This window comes from Hamadaea tsunoensis DSM 44101 (assembly GCF_000428945.1).
Taxonomy (GTDB): domain Bacteria; phylum Actinomycetota; class Actinomycetes; order Mycobacteriales; family Micromonosporaceae; genus Hamadaea; species Hamadaea tsunoensis.
The window spans coordinates 1-18,247 of the sequence record NZ_AUAX01000048.1 but is presented as its reverse complement, the minus strand read 5'-3'; the positions used below and the strand labels follow the sequence as shown (position 1 = coordinate 18,247).

The following is an 18,247-nucleotide window of genomic DNA, read 5'->3' as shown; positions in this document are numbered from 1 at the left end:
CCGAGTGATGATGGTTGGATGGGTTTTGCAGCAACATACCTGCAAATAGATGGTATTGACTGCATTAGTGGCGTCAGCCATTGTCGGATCCATGAGACATCTTCGATCGACGGCCGTCCTCGCGGCCGTCCTGATGGGATCGACCGCCCTGGCGGCGGCCCCGGCCGCGGCGGCCGGTACGCCGTCCGGGTGGGACTGGGGGCGGGCCACGCTGCCGGCCGGCGACGGCTGGGCCGCCGACGGAACCGGTACGACGGGTGGCTCCGCCGCCGACGCGGACCACGTCTTCGTGGCGGCGACCCGGGCCGAACTCGTCGCCGCGCTCGGCGGCGACAACGCGACGAACAAGCTGAACGCCACTCCGAAGATCATCTACCTGCGCGGCACGATCAACGGCTTCGAGGGCGCCGACGGGGCGCGCCTGACCTGTGCCGACCTGGCCGACCCGGCGTACTCGCTGGACGCCTACCTCGCGGCCTACGACCCCGCGGTGTGGGGGCGGGGCAAGCTGACCGGGCCGCAGGAGGAGGCGCGCATCCGCTCGGTGGCCAACCAGACCGCCCAGACGCAGATCAACGTGGGCCCGAACACGACGATCGTGGGCCTGCCGGGCGCGCACCTGGACGAGCTGACCCTGATGCTCGACGGGGCGAGCAACTCGATCGTGCGCAACGTGACGTTCGCCGACGCCCACGACTGCGCGCCCGCCTGGTCGCCCACCGACGGAGCGGACGGCAACTGGAACTCGCAGTTCGACCTGCTCTCCGTACGCCGCAGCGAGCACGTCTGGCTCGACCACAACACCTTCGGCGACGGCGGCAACCCCGACAGCGACCAGCCGGTCTACTTCGGACGGCCGTACCAGGTGCACGACGGGGCCACCGACCTCACGCACACGTCGAACCTGCTGACCGTCTCCTGGAACCGGTACGCCGACCACGACAAGGTCATGCTGATCGGCTCGACCGACAGCACGACGGGCGGTGACCCGGGCCGGCTGAAGGTGACGGTGCACCACAACTACTTCAGCGGCACGATCCAGCGGCTGCCGCGGGTGCGCTTCGGCCAGGTCGACATCTACGACAACGTGTACCGCCTCGACGGCGCGCAGTTCGACTACGCCATCGGCATCGGCGTCCAGTCGGCCGTGTACGCCGAGAACAACTACTTCGCCCTCACCGACGGCTCGGATCCGGCGGCCCTGCTGCACAACTGGGGCGGTACGGCGCTGACCGAGAAGGGCTCCTGGGTCTCCGTCGGCCGGGCCCTGCCGAAGCCGGTGAGCCTGGTGTCGGCGTACAACGCGGCGAACGATCCCGACTTCGGCACCGACGCGGGCTGGACGCCCACCCTGCGGGCCGGTCCCGTGCTGCCCGCGCCGCTCGCCGCCCTCACCGTCCCGTTCCTGGCCGGCTCGCACTGATCCGGTCCGCGTACGCCCGTCCGTCCCCCGCGACGGGAACCTGGTAACACCTAGGGAGGTAACGCACATGTTCCATCCGAACGGCTCCACGGCTCCTGGTCGGCATCGTGCCGCCCGGCGCTGGGGCCTGTCCTCAGCGATCGGCACCGCGGCGGCGGCCCTCGCGCTCGTCCTCAGCATGTCGACCGTCGCCCACGCCGACACGCTCTTCTCCGACAACTTCGAGGACGGCAACTCCACCGGCTGGTCGAAGTCGGGCGGTGACTGGTCGATCGTCGCCGACGGCTCGCAGGTCTTCGCGCAGACGAAGGTCGACAGCGAGCTGGCCCGGCAGTTCGCCGGCGACACGAGCTGGACGGCGTACACGCTCTCGGCCCGGGTGAAGGTCACGGCGTGGGGCGCTTCCGGCCCGTACGCCGGCATCGTCGCCCGGTCCACCGGCGCCACCACGTTCTACCGGCTGGCCCTGCTGAACACCGGCCGGGTCGAACTGCAGGCGGTCAACAGCGGGACGGTCACCGTGATCGGCGGCGCGTCCCGGACCGTCAGCACCGGCACCTGGTACACCCTGCGCATCGACGTGTCCGGCAACACGATCACGGGCTACGTCGACGGTACGCAGATCGCCTCGGGCTCCTCGACCCTCGCGGCGGCCGGGCGGATCGGCGTACAGACGTTCCACACGACGGCCGAGTTCGACGACGTGGCCGTCTCCAGCGTGGGCACCACCCCGTCGCCGTCAGCCTCGGCCTCGAAACCGGCCAGCCCCTCGGCCTCGCCCACCAAGTCGACGGCTCCGTCCCCGTCCACGTCGACCAGCCCGCCGCCGCCCTCCACCGGGATCATCGGCTGGGCCACGCAGAACGGCGGGACGACCGGCGGCAACGGCGGCTCGACCACGACCGTGACCAGCCTCTCGGCGCTGACCACCGCGGTCACCGGCGACTCGGCCAAGATCGTTCAGATCAACGGCAACTTCACCTGCTCCGCCGACGTACGCGTCGGGTCGAACACCACGGTCATCGGTGTGGGCGCGAGCTCCGGCCTCACCGGGTGCGGCCTGAACATGAAGAGCGTCCACAACGTGATCATCCGCAACCTGAAGATCTCGAAGGTGGTGGCCGGCAACGGCAACGGTGACGCCATCCACATCGAGACCTCGACGAACATCTGGATCGACCACAACGACCTGGGCAGCGACACCACCCACGGCACCGACTACTACGACGGCCTGCTGGACATCACCCACGCCGGCGACTTCATCACCGTCTCCTGGAACAAGCTCCACGACCACATCAAGTGCTCGCTCGTCGGGCACAGCGACTCGAACGCGTCGGAGGACACCGGCCACCTGCGCGTGACCTACCACCACAACTACTTCTCGACGTGTGCCGAGCGGGGTCCGCGCGTACGCTTCGGCAACCCCGTGCACGTCTTCAACAACTACTACTACATGGATCCGTCGTACACGGACTACCACTATTCCATCGCGACGACCTGCGGCGCGGGCGTTCTCGTCGAGGGCAACTACTTCGAGAACCAGACCGACCCGACGCACCTGTCGGAGGGCTCCTCGCCCGGCGGCAACCTGGTCGCGCGCAACAACGTGCTGGTCAACTCGGGCGCGATCCTGAGCACGGGCAGCGGCGTCAACGCGATCCCGTACTCGTACACCGTCGACGACCCGAACGGCGTCAAGGCCTCCGTGACCGCGGGCGCCGGCACCGGCCACATCTGACAGTCCGCGACTGGCATGGAGCCCACCGGAACCGCGTACACATATGTGGACGCTGTTCCGGTGGGCGTCTCGCTTGTATCATCCGATCCATGTCTCCCACGCATACCGTCGTGATCACCGGCGCTGCCGGCAAGGTCGGCCGCGTCCTGCGTACGCGCCTCGCCCGGCCCGGCCGCGTCCTGCGCCTGCTCGACGTCGTCCCAGCCGAGCCGCCCGCACCCGGCGAGGCGGTCGAGGTCGTCACCTGCGACGTCACCGACGAGAACGCCCTCGAAGCCGCGCTGGCGGGGGCATCCGCGATCATCCACCTCGGCGGGCAGAGCCGGGAAAGCAGCATGGAAGACGTCCTGCACAAGAACGCGTACGGCAGCTACCGCCTGCTGGAGGCTGCCCGGCGCAGCGGGATCGACCGGATCGTGCTCGCCTCCTCCAACCACGCCGCCGGCTTCTACGGCCCGGCCGACGCGCCCGAGGGCGGCCTGCCCGCCGACGTGACCGGCCGCCCCGACACCGTCTACGGCTGGAGCAAGGTCGCCATCGAAGCCCTGGGCAGCCTGTACGCCGACCGCTACGGCCTGGACGTCCTCTGCGTACGCATCGGGATGTGCATGCCGGAGCCGAAAACCGTACGCGGACTGGCGATGTGGCTGTCGCAGGACGACGCCGGACGGCTGTTCGAGGCGTGCCTGACGGTGGAGAAGCCCGGCTACCGGATCGTGTGGGGAGTCAGCGACAACACCCGCGGCTACCTGTCCCTGTCCGAGGGCGAGGCGATCGGCTACCACCCGCAGGACGACTCGGAGACGTTCGCGGCAGAGGTCCTCGTCGCGGACCCGATCGCCGACGACGACCCGCAGCTTCGCCACATCGGCGGCGAATGGACCTGGGTCCCCCTCGGCGAACCCTACTGACCCCACCGGACGGCCGCCGAACCCGCGAGCGAGGCGAGGCCCAGGACGAGCAGCCCACCCGCGAAGGCGATGTGCACCGGCTGCGGCCACAACGCCGACAGGACAAGCCCCGCGGCGATGACGGCCGACACCGGCGGCCAGAAAAGCGCCGGCCTGCGGGGCGCGTCCGGGGCCGGACCATGCCACGCAACTAGCAGCCGCCGGCGACCGATCACGCCGAGCAGCGCCACGGCGACCAGGCCGCCCACCACTGTGGACACATACTGCAGGAGATGCCACCACGGCAGTCCGGCGATCGACATCCCGTGAAGGGGCCGCGGCGCGTACGCATGGGTGAACGTGTCCCACAGGACATGCGTCGCGGCCCCGAGCACCGCCGACGATATGGTGATCCACCAGCGCGGCCGGCTGCTGCCGAGAACTCCGTAGTCCCGCAGGCCGGCGATATCCGGCAGATGCGCGGCCGCCACCGGGGCCGACCAGCGGGCGAGGACCGAGAGTGCCACCGTCACCGGTAGCGACCACCACAGCAGGCTGAGCCAGGCGTGGGTGGACGCGTACAGGTGAAAGGGGATGAGCGCGTAGCCGAGGTCGGGCGCGGTCGAACCGATCACCAGGGCGACTCCGTCGAACCAGCGCGGCCGCCACAGCTTCAGCGGCAGCACCGCCGCCGCGTGCGAGGGGAAGGTCGCGGGCATTCCCCGACGCTAACCGACCCCCAAGATCCCGCTTGGATCACGGTTGCCACCCGGATCTTGGTCCATGATTCGGGTGATTTCCCTGATCCAAACGGGATCTTGGGTGGGCTACCAGTAGGCGGACGCGCCGGGTAGGCGCGTTACGCGGGAAGGGGTTCCGGTGGTACGGGTTCGGGTCCGGGAGGTCCCGGCTCCGGTCCCGGGTCAGGTATCGGTTCGGGAATCGGCAGCGGGGCCGGGTCGGGAACCGGGAACGGATCGGGTACGGGGCTCGGCACCGGCTGCGGTTGCGGCGGGAACGGGCCCGGTTGCGGAATGACCATCGATGTCACCACCCATCGGGTTCTGTCCCGAACGTACCCCGATCCGCCCCGGGGCATGCCTGAACGAATCAGACTGCCCCGGTAGGCGTACCGGATGGGTGCCGGCCCGGTGTGTGGGCCTTCAGCGGATCAGGAACGGCGACGGGCGACTTCCGCGAGGGTGACCGCGGCCGCGACCGAGGCGTTGAGGGATTCGACGGTGGAGACCATCGGAATGCCCACCCGCAGGTCGCAGGTCTCGCCGACCAGCCGGGACAGGCCGCGGCCTTCCGAGCCGACCACGACGATGAGCGGGCCGACCGCGGCTTCGAGGTCGTAGAGGGAGGTCTCGCCGTCGGCGTCGAGGCCGGCCACGACGAAGCCCTCCTGCTGCGCCTGCTTGAGCGCGCGGGTGAGGTTGGTGACCTGCGCGATCGGCAGCCGGGCCGCGGCGCCGGCGCTGGTACGCCAAGCCGTGGCGGTCATGCCGCTGGCCCGGCGCTCCGGGAAGAAGACGCCGTGTGCTCCGAAGGCGGCGGCCGAGCGGATGACGGCGCCGAGGTTGCGGGGGTCGGTGATCCCGTCGAGCGCGACCAGCAGCGGTGCGCCGGCCTGCTCCAGCGAGGACGACAGCAGGTCGGCGAACGACTCGTACACGAACGGCGGCACCTGCAGGCCGATGCCCTGGTGCAGGACTCCGCCGGTGAGCCGGTCGAGTTCGGCCCGGCCGATCTCGATCAGCGGGATGCCCCGGTCCGACGCCGTACGCACGGACTCCGCCACCCGCTCGTCGACGTCGATCCCGACGGCGATGTAGAGCGCGGTGGCCGGGACGTGCGCGCGCAGCGACTCGGCGACGGGGTTGCGGCCGACGATCAGCTCGGGCGCGTCCTTCGGGGTCTGCGACCGGCGCCCGGGCGCGACCCGGGGGCCGGAACGCGCGGAGACGCCCGGGGAGGTCTTGCGGGACGCGGGCTTGCCGGTGCCGGTGCCGCCGCGGCCCCAGGTGGTGTCCTTGGAGCCCGGCTTGCCGATCTTCGGCGCGCGCCCCTCCACCGAGGCCGCCTTGCGCTCCTTGTCCTGCTTCCAGGCGGTCTTGCTGGGCAGCTTCTCCGTCCCCGAGTACCCCTTGTGCCAGGGGCGCTCGTCGGCGGGCAGCGTCTTGCCCCGGCCCTTCAGGGTGTCGCGGTTCTTACCGCCCGAGCCACCCGAAGCGCCCTTCTTCGCGGTCGTACGCGCGTTGCGGCGCTGCGAGTTCCCCGGCATTACTGGTCACTTCCGATCGTCCATCGTGGACCGTGCGGGGTGTCCTCGACAACCACGCCGGCCTGCTTGAGCTGGTCGCGTACGGCATCGGCGGCGGCCCAGTCCTTGCGCTGGCGGGCATCGGCCCGCTGCTGCAGGGCGAGCTGCACCAACGCGTCCACCGTGGAACGCAGGTCCGCCGCCTCGGCCTGCGCCCACGAGGCGTCGAGCGGGTCGATGCCGAGCACGCTCAGCATCCCCCGCACGCCCGCGAGCGCGCCCTTCGCGGCGGCCGTGTCGCCGGCGGCCAGGGCGCTGTTGCCCTCGCGGACGACGTCATGGATCGCGCCGAAGGCCGCAGACGTGTTGAGATCGTCGTCCAAGGCCTCGACGAACTCGGCGCACAGTACACCGGGGGCGGTCGGACCGACCACCTCGGTCGCCCGCTGCACGAAGTTCTCGATCCGCTGGAACCCGGCCGCCGCCTCACGCAGCGAATCCTCCGAGTACTCGATGATCGACCGGTAGTGCGGCCCGCTCAGGTAGTAGCGCAGTTCGATCGGGCGTACGCCGAGCTGCCGGATCGCCACGACGTCGAGGACGTTGCCGACGGACTTCGCCATCTTCGCGCCGCCGAGGTTGAGCATCGCGTTGTGCATCCAGTAGCGGGCGAACGGCATCCCGGCCGCGTGCGACTGGGCGACCTCGTTCTCGTGGTGCGGGAACATGATGTCGATGCCGCCGGCGTGGATGTCGAACTCGGTGCCGAGGTAGCGCCAGGTCATCGCGGAGCACTCGATGTGCCAGCCGGGCCGGCCGCGGCCCCACGGCGAGGGCCAGTAGGCGTTGTCCGGCTCGCCCGCCCGCGGCGCCTTCCACAGGGCGAAGTCGCGCGGATCACGCTTGGCGCGTTCCACGCCCTCACCGGTGGACTGCATCTCGTCGACCTTCTGGCCGGACAGCACGCCGTACTCCGGCCAGGACTTCACGTCGAAGTAGACGCCGTCCTCGGCCACGTACGCGTGCCCGCGCTCGATCAGCATCGCGATGAGCTCGTGCATCTCCGGGATGTGCCCGGTCGCGCGGGGCTCGTAGGTGGGCGCGGTCACGTTCAGCGCCCGGTACGCGGCCGCGAGCTTGACCTCGTTCGCGTACGCGATGGACCAGAAGGGCACGTCCTGATCGACGGCCTTCACCAGGATCTTGTCGTCGATGTCGGTGACGTTGCGCACGAAGGTGACCTCGGTGCCGTTGAAGGCGAGCCACCGGCGCAGGACGTCGTTGTTGATCCCCGAGCGCAGGTGCCCGATGTGCGGCGGGGACTGTACGGTGAGACCACACAGGTAGATGGACGCCTGACCAGCTACGCGCGGTGTGAAGTCGCGCACCGACCGGGTCGCGGTGTCATAGAGTCTCAGCGTCACCCGTCAAGGATAGTCGGTCGGCTTCCGCCAGAGCGCCGGGCAGGTCGGTCAATCGCTCGATCTGTGTCACCCCCGACACCCGGGTGCCGGTCTTGTTCAGCCAGACGGTACGCACACCCGCGCGCTGCCCGCCGGCCACATCGTGCTCATAGTCGTCGCCGACGTAGACGACCTCGTCCGCCGCGACCCCGGCCAGCCGGACGACCTCGTGGAAGAAGGCCGGATCAGGCTTCTTGGGTACGCCGTTCGTCAACGCGTAGATCTCGAACGCGAACCGGCCGCCCAGCCCGCACAGGTCGGCCCGGCTGTTGGCGTTGGTCGCGTACCCGAGGGTGTAGTCCCGGCTCAGCTCGTCCAGCAGGGCCGGCACCTCCGGGAACGGGCGGCTGTGGGCGTAGCGGGCGGCGAAGAAGACCTCGGTGATCTCGTCCAGCTCCGCGGCGCGCCCGTGGCGGGTCAGGGTCTCGTTCAGGGCCGCGATCCGGATCTGCCGGGCGGGCAGTTCCGGCGTACGCCGCCAGTGCGCGCTCGCGTCGGCCCGCAACTCGTCGACGTCGATCCCGGTGCGGCCGTGCACCGCTTCGAGGCCGGCGCGTACGGCCGCCCGGATGTCCACCAGCGTGTCGTCGGCGTCGAACACCACAGCCCGGATCATGCGGTCAACGTACTCTTTCCGGCATGGACACCGCCCAGACCCTCGACCGGGGCCTCCGCCTTCTCACCCTCGTGGCCGACAGCACGGCCGGCATGACGGTGACGGAGGCGGCCCAGCGCCTCGGCGTCGGCCGGGCGGTCATCTACCGGCTGGCGGCCACTCTCGGCGAGCACAGCATGCTGCGCCGCGACGCGGCCGGCCGGCTGCTGCCCGGCGTCGGCCTCATCCACCTCGCCCGGCGCGCCCAGCCGCTGCTCGCCGACGCGGCCCTGCCCGCCCTGCGGCAGCTGGCCGAGACCGTCGGCGCCACGGCCCACCTGACGATCGCCGACGGCACCGAGGCCATGGCCGTCGCCGTCGTGGAGCCGAGTTCGACGATGTTCCACGTCGCGTACCGGGTGGGGTCGAGGCACCCGCTGGACCGCGGCGCGGCCGGGCGGGCGATCCTCAGCGGCGAGCTGGCGGCCTCCGAAGGGGAGCTGCAGTACGGCGCGCACGGGGTGGCCGCGCCGATCCTCGGGGTCGAAGGGTTGTCGGCGAGCGTCGGGGTGGTCGCGCTGGTCACCCTCGACCTCGACGCGGTCCGCGCCCCGATCGTCGCCGCCGCCACCACGATCGCCGAAGCCCTCATCTGAGACCCGCGCCCGGCCCTGGTTCCGTGCCATGATCCCGTTTGGATCAGGGTTTCCCACGTAATCTTGGCCCAAGATTCGGGTGATTTCCCTGATCTGAACGGGATCATGGGCATGCCGTCAGCGGGATCTTGGCACGCCGCGACCGGGATCATCGCGCCGAGGGTTACCGCTTCCCGATGGTCAGCACTGGCTGGGAGGTCGCCGCGTAGAAGTCGTTGCCCTTGTCGTCCACCACGACGAACGCCGGGAAGTCCTCGACCTCGATCCGCCAGACCGCCTCCATGCCGAGTTCCGCGTACTCCAGGACCTCGACCTTCTTGATGCAGTCCTGCGCGAGCCGGGCCGCCGGGCCGCCGATCGAACCGAGATAGAACCCGCCGTACGCGCGGCACGCGTCGGTCACCTGCTGGGACCGGTTGCCCTTGGCGAGCATGACGTACGAGCCGCCGGCCGCCTGGAACTTCTCGACGTAGGAGTCCATCCGGCCGGCCGTCGTCGGGCCGAACGAGCCGGACGCGTACCCCTCGGGGGTCTTGGCCGGGCCGGCGTAGTAGACGGCGTGGTCGCGCAGGTACTGCGGCAGCGGCTCGCCCGCGTCGAGGCGTTCGGCGATCTTCGCGTGGGCGATGTCCCGCGCGACGACCATCGGGCCGGACAGCGACAGCCGGGTCTTGACCGGGTACTTGGACAGCAGCGCGCGGATCTCCGACATCGGCTGGTTGAGGTCGACGTGGACGACCTCCTCGGTGACGTCCTCGACCGTCGTGTGCGGCAGGAAGCGGGCGGGGTCGGTCTCCAGCCGCTCCAGCCAGACGCCGGACGGCGTGATCTTGGCGAGCGCCTGGCGGTCGGCCGAGCAGGACACCGCGATCGCGACCGGGCAGGAGGCGCCGTGCCGGGGCAGGCGTACGACGCGGACGTCGTGGCAGAAGTAGCGGCCGCCGAACTGCGCGCCGATGCCGAAGTTGCGGGTCAGCTCCAGTACCTCGGCCTCCAGCTCCACGTCGCGGAAACCGTGCGCCAGCATCGAACCGGCGGTGGGCAGCCCGTCGAGGTACTTCGCCGAGGCGAGCTTCGCCGTCTTGAGGGCGTGCTCGGCGCTCGTGCCGCCGATGACGATCGCGAGGTGGTAGGGCGGGCACGCGGACGTACCGATCGCGCGCAGCTTCGCCTCCAGGAACTGCATCATCCGCGTCGGGTTCAGCAGCGCCTTGGTCTCCTGGAACAGGTACGACTTGTTCGCCGAGCCGCCGCCCTTGGCCATGAACAGGAACTTGTACGCGTCCGGGTGCCCGTCCGGGTCCTCGGCGTACAGCTCGATCTGGGCCGGCAGGTTGGAGCCGGTGTTGCGCTCGTCCCACATCGTCAGCGGCGCGAGCTGCGAGTAGCGGAGGTTGAGCTTGGTGTACGCCTCGTAGACGCCCCGCGCGATGGCCGCCTCGTCGGTGCCGTCGGTGAGGACGTGCCGGCCGCGCTTGCCCATGACGATCGCGGTCCCGGTGTCCTGGCACATCGGCAGTACGCCGCCGGCCGCGATGTTCGCGTTGCGCAGCAGGTCGGTGGCGACGAACCGGTCGTTCGGCGAGGCCGCCGGGTCGTCGATGATCGAGCGCAGCTGGGTCAGGTGCGCCGGCCGCAGGAAGTGGGCGATGTCATGCATCGCCTCGGCCGTCAGCTGGGTCATGACGGCCGGCTCGACGGTGAGGAAATCCCGCCCTCCCGGCCCGCGGACGACGTCCACGCCCTCGTCTGTGATCAGCCGATATTCGGTCGAATCCGCCGCGAGCGGCAGCAGCGGCGCGTACCCAAACTCCCCGGAGCCCATGGGGTGCAAGAGTACCCACCGTTCACCCGGCGGCTGCCGGGCCGGTACCTCCCGGGGGTGTGGATCACGCCTCGCCGGGCACTCGCGGCCGGTGCTCGTCACCCGCTGGCCCGCTGATCTGCGGGCTGGGCGAGGGCGACACCGGCGCGCGGCTGCCCGGCCAGGTCAGCAGGGCGAGCTCCCGCCGGTCGCCCAGCAGCAGCCCCTCCTGCGTCAGCGACAGCGCGCGGGCGTCGCTGTGCGACTCCAGCAGCGCCGACCCGTCGTCCTTCAGCAGGTAGATGCGGTCCGGGTGCTTGTCGAAGACCAATATCCCCGTACGCGTGACCGCCGCGGTCGCGCCCGGATCGGTCTTCCGGCGGAACAGCGGATCATCCTCACCCAGCTGGTACGCCGTGAGCGTCGTGCCGTCCTTCGAGCGGACGACCGCGCGTACGCCGTCCGAGGCGATGATCGACCCGCCGACCGGCGCGACGAGGAGTTCCCGGCCGAGGTGCGGGTCGAGCAGGACCTGGCGGCCGTCGGTCCGGGTGGCCAGCAGGGCCTTGCCGACGAGGACCGGATCGCGGTCCTGGTCGCACGCGGCGCCGGCCACCATGCCCAGGTTGTAGCCGTTCCTGTGCCACAGCTCGTGGCCGTTGTAGGGGTCGGTGGCGGCGAGCTGGAGCTGGCAGCCGCCGGAGGCCGGGGTGGCCCGGCTGTGCAGCACGGCGTCGTCGATCACCATGAGCTTCTCGTGCCGGTCGGGCTGGATGGTCGTGACGATCGCGCCGGTGTCGGTGTTGATCACTTCGACGCGGCCGTTGACCGGGAAGCCGAGCATGGTCGGCATCAGCCCGGCCGGCGCGAGCTGGGCGTCGGCCTGCCCGCTGGTCAGCGACCGGGCACCGAGCAGCTTGGGATTGTCGGCGAACAGCACGAAGCCGACGCCGGGCAGGTCGGCTTCCCATTTCACGTCTCCGCTGGCCGGCTCCCGCCGCGTCAGTACGCAGTCGTCGGGCTGGCGGCAGTGGACGTCGAGCATGGCGTTGGACCAGGTCCACACGGCGAGCGCGGTGGTGTCCTTGGCCCGCACGTCCCGGCCGGTCCGCGGATCGAGGATGTTGTAGCCCTTGTTCAGCAGCTTCCCGGTGAGCACGACGGTACGCCCCGGCGGCCCCGCGACGGCCGCCCAGTCGGCGGCGGCCTTCCAGCGGGACGCGCCGGTGGAGAAGTCGCGGGCCTCCACGGAGTCGGGCTGCTCGACGATGACGATCCCGTCCGCCGCCTGCACCGTACGCGGCCGGCCGCCGAGGCGCTGCTGCCATTGGGGAGCGGGGTCGGACAAGGTCTGCGAGGTGTTGATCCAGTCCCAGAGCGCGGGGAAGGGGTTCCACCACCCCGTCGCCACGAGAATGATCATGGTGAGGGTGGCGGCCACCAACCAGCCGCCCGCCGCCGACCTCCCCTTGGCCACCGGGTCACGGTACTTGAAACATATTCGCTGATCATGAAACTGCGGTCGGGCCGTCCGGCGTGTCGCGCGACCGGTCCGGCCGTCCACCGTGTATTGCGGCCGCCACCAACGGCAGTACGCGGTAAGGGATCTGCTCTTCCAGGGCGATGATGGTCGAGGCCCGGACGATGGCGTGGTAGCCGACGATGCCGTCGATCACCCGCTGCAGATCCGCGTTGGAGCGGGCCACGATCCGGCAGAGCAGGTCGCCCGATCCGGTGATCGTGTGGACCTCGAGCACCTCGGGGATGCCGCCGAGGTGCCGCGCGACGGCGTCGTGCCCGCGGCTCTGGCGGATCTCCAGCGTCACGAAGGCCGTCACGCCGAACCCGATCGCGGCCGGGTCGATCTCCGGTCCGAAGCCGCGGATGACCCCGCGGGACTGCAACTTGTCCAGCCTCGCCTGCACGGTGCCGCGCGCGACGCCCAGCCGGCGGGCGCACTCCAGTACGCCGATCCGCGGCTCGGTCGCGAGCAGCCGGATCAGCCGGGAGTCCAGCTCGTCGACCTCACTTGGCATGATCACTGTGCATTCTGATCACCATTTCCGTGGTTGTACCACACAGTTTGCGCAACCTGACCAATGATCACGGTACTGGTTGCCCAACCTCGGAGTGTGACGCAGGCTACTCCCATGACCCAGACTCTTTCCGAAGCCCCGGCGGTCACTCCGGAGACCCCGGACGTCTTCCCGGTGAAGGCGGTCGACCACCTGACCTTCCTGGTGGGCAACGCCAAGCAGGCCGCGCACTACTACTCGACCGCCTTCGGCATGAGCCTCGTCGCGTACCGGGGTCCGGAACAGGGTTATCGGGACTACGCCGAGTACGTGCTCGTCAGCGGCTCGGCCCGGTTCGTCCTGCGGGGCGCGGTCCACGCCGCCGCCCCCGGCGCCGACCACCACGCCCGCCACGGGGACGGAGTGGTGGACATCGCGCTGGAGGTGCCCGACGTCGACGCCGGGTACGCCCACGCGCTCGCCGCCGGCGGCCGTTCCGTCCAGGAGCCCACGAGCGTCACCGACGAGCACGGCACGGTCCGGTACGCCGCGATCGCCGCGTACGGCGACACCCGGCACACGCTGATCGACCGCTCGCAGTACACCGGCCCGTTCCTGCCGGGCTTCATCCGCCGGGACCCGATCGTCGCCCCGGCCAAGCGCCGGTTCCAGGCGGTCGACCACGTCGTCGGCAACGTCGAGCTGGGCCGCATGGACGAGTGGGTCGAGTTCTACCACCGGGTCATGGGCTTCACGAACATGGCCGAGTTCATCGGCGACGACATCGCGACGGACTACTCGGCGCTGATGAGCAAGGTCGTCGCCAACGGCACCCGCAAGGTCAAGTTCCCGCTCAACGAGCCGGCCGCCGGCAAGCGCAAGTCGCAGATCGACGAGTACCTGGAGTTCTACGGCGGCCCGGGCGTGCAGCACATCGCGCTGGCCACCAACGACATCATCGCCAGCATCGACGCCATGAGCGCGGCCGGCGTCGAGTTCCTGGCCACGCCGGACTCCTACTACGACGATCCCGAACTGCGCGCCCGCATCGGCGTGGTACGCGTACCGATCGAGGAGCTGAAGGAGCGCCGGATCCTGGTGGACCGGGACGAGGACGGCTACCTGCTGCAGATCTTCACGAAGCCGGTGCAGGACCGCCCGACGGTGTTCTTCGAACTGATCGAGCGGCACGGATCGCTCGGCTTCGGCAAGGGCAACTTCAAGGCGCTTTTCGAGGCCATCGAGCGCGAGCAGGAGCTGCGGGGCAACCTCTGACCGCACACCGCGGCCCTTCGGGAGGTGGGCCGGTCATGACAGGATGGCTGCCGTGACTGGACCTCTTCCGCCGGCGCACGAGACTCCGGGGACCTCCGAACCCGGCACGGGAAGCGCCGTGCCGGATTCGGTCCCGCCCGTGCGGCCGCCGGCACCCGACTCCCCCGCACCGGTGAGCGCCCCTCAGGCACCCCCGCTGCCTCCCGTCCAGTACGGGCCGCCGCCCGGGTACGCGGTCCCGCAGGCCGGTTACGGGGTGCCGCCCGCCGCCCGGTACGCGTACCCGCAGGGAATGCCGCCGGGTGCCGCCCCGCCGCCGTACCGCTGGGTGCCGCTCGCGCCGGACGGCCGTCCGCTGGCGGGCTTCGGTGACCGGCTGCTCGCGTTCCTCATCGACACCGCGATCCTGACCGCCGTCAGCATGGTCCTGTTCGTGCCGCTCGTCATCGTGTGGATCTCCACGATGATGACCGAGGTGACGCGGATGCAGACCTCGATCGACCGTGGGGAGACCAGTGTCGGGCCCGATTTCACCTTCTTCCTCGGCTACCTGGCGGTCTGGCTCGGGATGATGGCGATCATCATGATCGTCGGCTACGTGTACCTGGTCGAGATGTCCTGGAAGAGCGGCCAGACCGTCGGCAAGCGCGCCATGAAGCTCGCGGTCGTCCCGATCGCCCCCGGTACGCCGCGCACCCGCGGGATGTTCGTCAAGCGCTGGCTGGTCGAGCGCGTCGCCGGGGCGTTCATACCCTTCTTCTCCTACGTTGATGGGCTGTGGCAGCTGTGGGACAAGCCGTTCCAGCAGTGCCTGCACGACAAGGCGGCCCAGACCGTCGTTGTGAAGATCGGTTGATGACATGGCGATAGAACCCGGGTGGTACCCCGATCCCGTGGACCCCTCGACCCAGCGTTACTGGGACGGTGAAGGCTGGGCGGACCAGCCCGTACCGATCAAGCCACCACCCCGGCCGGCGCAGGCCACCGTCACCGAGCAGCCCTCGGTGCCGGCTCAGCCCGGTGCTCGCGTACGCGGTGCCCAGGGTCCCGGCGTACCGCCGTGGTGGCCGGAGGGGGTCCAGTTCCCGCCGGCCGGACCGGTGCGGCCGTTCGGACTGACCCTCGCCTCGCCCGGCCAGCGGCTGGGCGCGCGGGCGATCGACCTCGCCGCCCTGCTGGTCATCAACATCATTTTCAACGGCTGGTTCGTCTACCAGTGGTTCGTCGAGATCATCCCGCTCACCCGGGCGTACCTGGAGACCGGCGACCTGAGCGTGCTGGCCACGTCGCGCGTCGGCGAATTGGAACTGACCATCGTCCTCATCTCGTACGCCCTGTGGTTCGCCTACGAGGTGCCCGTCACCCACACGCGCGGGCAGACGCTCGGCAAGATGATGGTCGGCCTGCGGGTGATCCCGATGGAGGGGCCCGACCGGCTGTCCTTCTTCCGGTCCTTCCGGCGCTGGAGCTGGTTCGGCTTCCCCTTCCTCTTCTTCTTCTGCTGTGGGATCTTCGGCTTCGCCATCCCGATCATCGACAACCTGAGCGTCGCCACCGACCAGTTCCTGCACCTCGCGTGGCACGACCGCACGGCACGGACCTTCGTTGTCCGCGTACCCCCGCGCAATGCACCATTGACCTAGGAGGACCGCCATGACCGCTCTCACCCGGGCCGACCTGGCCGCGCTGCCCAGCTACCTGCCGGGCCGCAGCGTGCCGGGCGCCATCAAGCTGGCCAGCAACGAGGTGCCGTTCGGCCCGCTGCCGGGGGTGGTCGAGGCGGTCACCGACGTCATGCTCAATTCGCACCGGTACCCCGACATGGGGGTCGTCGCCCTCCGCGAGAAGTTCGCCGACCGGCTCGGCGTACCGATCGAGCGGATCGCCACCGGCTGCGGCTCGGTCGCCCTCGCCGAGCACGTCGTGCGGGCGGCCTGCCTGCCGGGTGACGAGATCGTCTACGCGTGGCGCTCGTTCGAGGCGTACCCGATCATCGCCGCCACCGCGGGCGCGACCTCCGTGCGCGTCCCCAACACCGCGGCCCACGCCCACGACCTCGACGCCATGCGCGCCGCGATCACGCCGCGCACCAAGGTGGTCATCGTCTGCAATCCCAACAATCCCACGGGTACGCCGACCAGGCGGGCCGAGCTCACCGAGTTCCTCGACGGGGTGGGCGAGGGCGTCCTGGTGGTCCTCGACGAGGCGTACAAGGAGTTCGTCACGGACCCCGACGTGCCCGACGGACTGGTGGAGTACGGCGACCGGCCCAACGTGGTCGTGCTGCGGACGCTGTCGAAGGCATGGGGCCTGGCCGGTCTGCGCGCGGGTTACCTGGTGGCGCACCCCGAGGTGGCCGACGCCGTACGCAAGGTCGTCACGCCCTTCTCGACCAGTGCCGCCGCCCAGGCCGCCGCGCTCGCGGCGCTGGACCAGGCGGCGGAGATGCGCCGGCGGGCCGACATCATCGTCGCCGAGCGCACCCGGGTCCGCGACGCGCTGCTGGCGCTGGGCCAGGACGTGCCGGAGAGCCAGGCGAACTTCGTCTGGCTGCCGCTGCTCTCCGAGGCGGCCGCGTTCTCGCAGGTCTGCGAGGCCAACGGAGTGATCGTGCGGCCGTTCCAGGGCGACGGCGTCCGGGTCACCATCGGTACGCCGGCGGAGAACGACGCCTTCCTCAACGCGGCCGAGAAGGCGCTTGCCTGAGCCGCGTCACGCCCCCGCGGCCAGCAGTACGGGCCGCGGCAGGTAGTAGTACTGGTCGTCGGTCGCCGAAGGCGCCACACCGGGCGTCAGCCGCTCCACGGCGAAGTACGGTCCGGCGGCGTACGCGAGGCCGAGATCGTAGGGGCGGTCCGGATCCTGGGGCAGTGCCGTCGGGGTCCGGCTCAACTCCTGCCCGGTCGCCTGGTCGACGACGATGAGCGTACGCGCCCGGGACAGCACGAAGAGGCGTCCGTCGGCGACGGCGACCACACCCACCGAGGTGTTGTCGTCGCCGCTGGCGGGACTCCACGTCCACCGGTTCGCCCCCGTACGCGCGTCCTTGCCGGTCAGCGCCCGCGTGTCCGTCGTATCCCCGAGCGGCGCGTCGACCGCCACGTCACCCGCGAGCCAGGCGTGCGCCGGGGCCAGAGTGTCGGCCGAGACGATGTCCCCGCCGTTCGTGAGCAACCAGCCCTGACTCTGCGCGGCGTGCTGCTCCAGCCGGAGACCACCGCATTCGGAGTTGCCCACACGACACCCCAGCGGCGTCATCAGTACGCCCGACGGCAGGCTGTGGAACGCCCACTGCGACGCAGATCCGGACGCGAGGTCATACCGCGTCAGTCCCTGCGGATCCGTGCAGCTGTCCGGCACGAGGAGCTGGCCCGGTCCTGTGAACGCCTGGGCGCCGCAACCGTTGCCGTCCTTGCGCCACAGTGGCGTACCGGTCGCGAGGTTGAAGGCGGCTGCACCGGCGCCGGCCGTCACGACGACAGGATCGCCGTTCGCCGACCGGCCCGTCAGCAGCCCCGGCGGAGTCCACACCGTCGCGGCCCCGGTACGCCGGCCGGCGTACCTGTCGCCGAGCACGATGCCGTCGGCCCGCCACTTCACCTTCCCGGTACGCGCGTCCAGCGCCGTCAGCTTCCCGTCCGACCAGCTGCCGACCACCGTGCCGTCGGCCTCGACGACGCCGATGAGCTGCTGCGGCCAGCGCCGGAAAGACCAGAACGGGCTCTTCTCATACCGGAAGTCGGGTTGGTCGTCGGACCAGATCTGGCGCTTGGCGGCGTACACGCGGATGCGGCCGTCCACGATCAGCGGTGCTGAGATCAGCGCCCCGATCGGTCCCGCCGCCGGCACATCAGACCCAGCCGGGTACGCCGTCCGCGCCGCGGTGACGACCTCGGCCGGCCGCAGTACCCGCCACACCACGATGCCCGAGGCAAGCAGCAAAGCCACTGCGAGCACGGAATAGAGGGTGTATCTCGCCCACCCCGGCAGTACGCGCATGATCCGCATTCTAAGGCGACCGGGAAACGGGCGTGGAAATGCAGTAGGCCCCCCGCTGATGCGGGGGGCCTACTGGAAGATTTGTCCGGCGGTGTCCTACTCTCCCACACCGTCCCCGGTGCA

General features: G+C 70.4%; 16 protein-coding genes. 8 read left to right on the top strand and 8 right to left on the bottom strand.

What is annotated here, in order from left to right; all coding sequences use genetic code 11:
* The first annotated feature begins 91 nt into the window (after positions 1-91).
* The 3 genes from G401_RS0137815 (at position 92) to G401_RS0137805 (ending at position 4,072) form a co-directional block, all read left to right on the top strand.
* On the top strand, positions 92-1,423 hold the full coding sequence (locus G401_RS0137815) for a pectate lyase family protein (protein ID WP_034594353.1): 1,332 nt from the start codon (positions 92-94) through the stop codon (positions 1,421-1,423).
* A 67-nt stretch (positions 1,424-1,490) separates the two neighbouring features.
* Positions 1,491-3,161: a pectate lyase family protein gene (locus tag G401_RS55365; protein ID WP_084558080.1), complete on the top strand. Its 1,671-nt coding sequence runs from the start codon at positions 1,491-1,493 to the stop codon at positions 3,159-3,161.
* A gap of 89 nt (positions 3,162-3,250) precedes the next feature.
* Positions 3,251-4,072, top strand: coding sequence for an NAD-dependent epimerase/dehydratase family protein (locus tag G401_RS0137805; RefSeq protein ID WP_034594350.1), 822 nt, complete (start codon positions 3,251-3,253; stop codon positions 4,070-4,072).
* On the opposite strand, the gene G401_RS0137800 is transcribed toward G401_RS0137805, so the two are convergent.
* From G401_RS0137800 to G401_RS0137785, 4 genes are all read right to left on the bottom strand, one after another.
* Complete coding sequence (locus tag G401_RS0137800) at positions 4,066-4,770, bottom strand: DUF4184 family protein (protein WP_027346569.1); 705 nt, start codon at positions 4,768-4,770, stop codon at positions 4,066-4,068. The genes G401_RS0137805 and G401_RS0137800 overlap by 7 nt on opposite strands.
* 452 nt (positions 4,771-5,222) lie before the next feature.
* On the bottom strand, positions 5,223-6,338 hold the full coding sequence (rlmB, locus tag G401_RS0137795) for a 23S rRNA (guanosine(2251)-2'-O)-methyltransferase RlmB (protein ID WP_027346568.1): 1,116 nt from the start codon (positions 6,336-6,338) through the stop codon (positions 5,223-5,225).
* Positions 6,338-7,741, bottom strand: coding sequence for a cysteine--tRNA ligase (gene cysS, locus G401_RS0137790; RefSeq protein WP_027346567.1), 1,404 nt, complete (start codon positions 7,739-7,741; stop codon positions 6,338-6,340). Before cysS ends, rlmB begins: the two co-directional genes overlap by 1 nt.
* The gene (locus tag G401_RS0137785) at positions 7,722-8,396 is read right to left on the bottom strand and encodes an HAD family hydrolase (protein WP_027346566.1); all 675 of its coding nucleotides are present in this window, start codon (positions 8,394-8,396) and stop codon (positions 7,722-7,724) included. Before G401_RS0137785 ends, cysS begins: the two co-directional genes overlap by 20 nt.
* A gap of 23 nt (positions 8,397-8,419) precedes the next feature.
* Here G401_RS0137785 and G401_RS0137780 point away from each other — a divergent pair, with 23 nt between their 5' ends.
* Positions 8,420-9,031: an IclR family transcriptional regulator domain-containing protein gene (locus tag G401_RS0137780; RefSeq protein WP_027346565.1), complete on the top strand. Its 612-nt coding sequence runs from the start codon at positions 8,420-8,422 to the stop codon at positions 9,029-9,031.
* A gap of 163 nt (positions 9,032-9,194) precedes the next feature.
* Here the strand turns inward: G401_RS0137780 and G401_RS0137775 are convergent, their stop codons facing one another.
* The 3 genes from G401_RS0137775 to G401_RS51190 form a co-directional block, all read right to left on the bottom strand.
* Positions 9,195-10,856 (bottom strand): fumarate hydratase, encoded by a 1,662-nt coding sequence (locus G401_RS0137775; protein ID WP_027346564.1) that lies wholly within the window; start codon positions 10,854-10,856, stop codon positions 9,195-9,197.
* 64 nt (positions 10,857-10,920) lie between these two features.
* Positions 10,921-12,312 (bottom strand): hypothetical protein, encoded by a 1,392-nt coding sequence (locus G401_RS51195; protein WP_051367862.1) that lies wholly within the window; start codon positions 12,310-12,312, stop codon positions 10,921-10,923.
* 31 nt (positions 12,313-12,343) lie between these two features.
* On the bottom strand, positions 12,344-12,871 hold the full coding sequence (locus G401_RS51190) for an Lrp/AsnC family transcriptional regulator (protein WP_051367865.1): 528 nt from the start codon (positions 12,869-12,871) through the stop codon (positions 12,344-12,346).
* Between the two features lie 114 nt (positions 12,872-12,985).
* Here G401_RS51190 and hppD point away from each other — a divergent pair, with 114 nt between their 5' ends.
* From hppD to hisC, 4 genes are read left to right on the top strand one after another with little or no spacing between them, the layout of a single operon-like run.
* A complete protein-coding gene (gene hppD / locus G401_RS0137760; protein WP_027346563.1) occupies positions 12,986-14,125 on the top strand; it encodes a 4-hydroxyphenylpyruvate dioxygenase in 1,140 nt (379 codons plus the stop codon).
* Between the two features lie 52 nt (positions 14,126-14,177).
* Positions 14,178-14,981, top strand: a complete 804-nt coding sequence (locus tag G401_RS0137755) for an RDD family protein (protein WP_169734302.1) — start codon at positions 14,178-14,180, stop codon at positions 14,979-14,981.
* A 4-nt stretch (positions 14,982-14,985) separates the two neighbouring features.
* Positions 14,986-15,768: an RDD family protein gene (locus G401_RS58075; RefSeq protein ID WP_034594348.1), complete on the top strand. Its 783-nt coding sequence runs from the start codon at positions 14,986-14,988 to the stop codon at positions 15,766-15,768.
* Positions 15,769-15,778: 10 nt separating this feature from the next.
* Positions 15,779-16,831 carry a histidinol-phosphate transaminase gene (hisC, locus tag G401_RS0137745; protein WP_027346561.1) on the top strand — a complete coding sequence of 351 codons (1,053 nt, stop codon included), beginning with the start codon at positions 15,779-15,781 and terminating at the stop codon, positions 16,829-16,831.
* Between the two features lie 6 nt (positions 16,832-16,837).
* Here the strand turns inward: hisC and G401_RS0137740 are convergent, their stop codons facing one another.
* Positions 16,838-18,124 carry an outer membrane protein assembly factor BamB family protein gene (locus G401_RS0137740; protein WP_027346560.1) on the bottom strand — a complete coding sequence of 429 codons (1,287 nt, stop codon included), beginning with the start codon at positions 18,122-18,124 and terminating at the stop codon, positions 16,838-16,840.
* Between the last annotated feature and the right edge of the window lie 123 nt (positions 18,125-18,247).

Excerpts from the sequence above, each read along its gene's own strand:
- G401_RS0137815 (WP_034594353.1), top strand. The coding sequence starts at position 92 with ATGAGACATCTTCGATCGACGGCCGTCCTCGCGGCCGTCCTGATGGGA.
- G401_RS55365 (WP_084558080.1), top strand. The coding sequence starts at position 1,491 with ATGTTCCATCCGAACGGCTCCACGGCTCCTGGTCGGCATCGTGCCGCC.
- G401_RS0137805 (WP_034594350.1), top strand. The coding sequence starts at position 3,251 with ATGTCTCCCACGCATACCGTCGTGATCACCGGCGCTGCCGGCAAGGTC.
- G401_RS0137800 (WP_027346569.1), bottom strand. The coding sequence starts at position 4,770 with ATGCCCGCGACCTTCCCCTCGCACGCGGCGGCGGTGCTGCCGCTGAAG.
- rlmB (WP_027346568.1), bottom strand. The coding sequence starts at position 6,338 with ATGCCGGGGAACTCGCAGCGCCGCAACGCGCGTACGACCGCGAAGAAG.
- G401_RS0137785 (WP_027346566.1), bottom strand. The coding sequence starts at position 8,396 with ATGATCCGGGCTGTGGTGTTCGACGCCGACGACACGCTGGTGGACATC.
- G401_RS0137780 (WP_027346565.1), top strand. The coding sequence starts at position 8,420 with ATGGACACCGCCCAGACCCTCGACCGGGGCCTCCGCCTTCTCACCCTC.
- G401_RS0137775 (WP_027346564.1), bottom strand. The coding sequence starts at position 10,856 with ATGGGCTCCGGGGAGTTTGGGTACGCGCCGCTGCTGCCGCTCGCGGCG.
- G401_RS51190 (WP_051367865.1), bottom strand. The coding sequence starts at position 12,871 with ATGCCAAGTGAGGTCGACGAGCTGGACTCCCGGCTGATCCGGCTGCTC.
- hppD (WP_027346563.1), top strand. The coding sequence starts at position 12,986 with ATGACCCAGACTCTTTCCGAAGCCCCGGCGGTCACTCCGGAGACCCCG.
- G401_RS58075 (WP_034594348.1), top strand. The coding sequence starts at position 14,986 with ATGGCGATAGAACCCGGGTGGTACCCCGATCCCGTGGACCCCTCGACC.
- hisC (WP_027346561.1), top strand. The coding sequence starts at position 15,779 with ATGACCGCTCTCACCCGGGCCGACCTGGCCGCGCTGCCCAGCTACCTG.
- G401_RS0137740 (WP_027346560.1), bottom strand. The coding sequence starts at position 18,124 with ATGCGCGTACTGCCGGGGTGGGCGAGATACACCCTCTATTCCGTGCTC.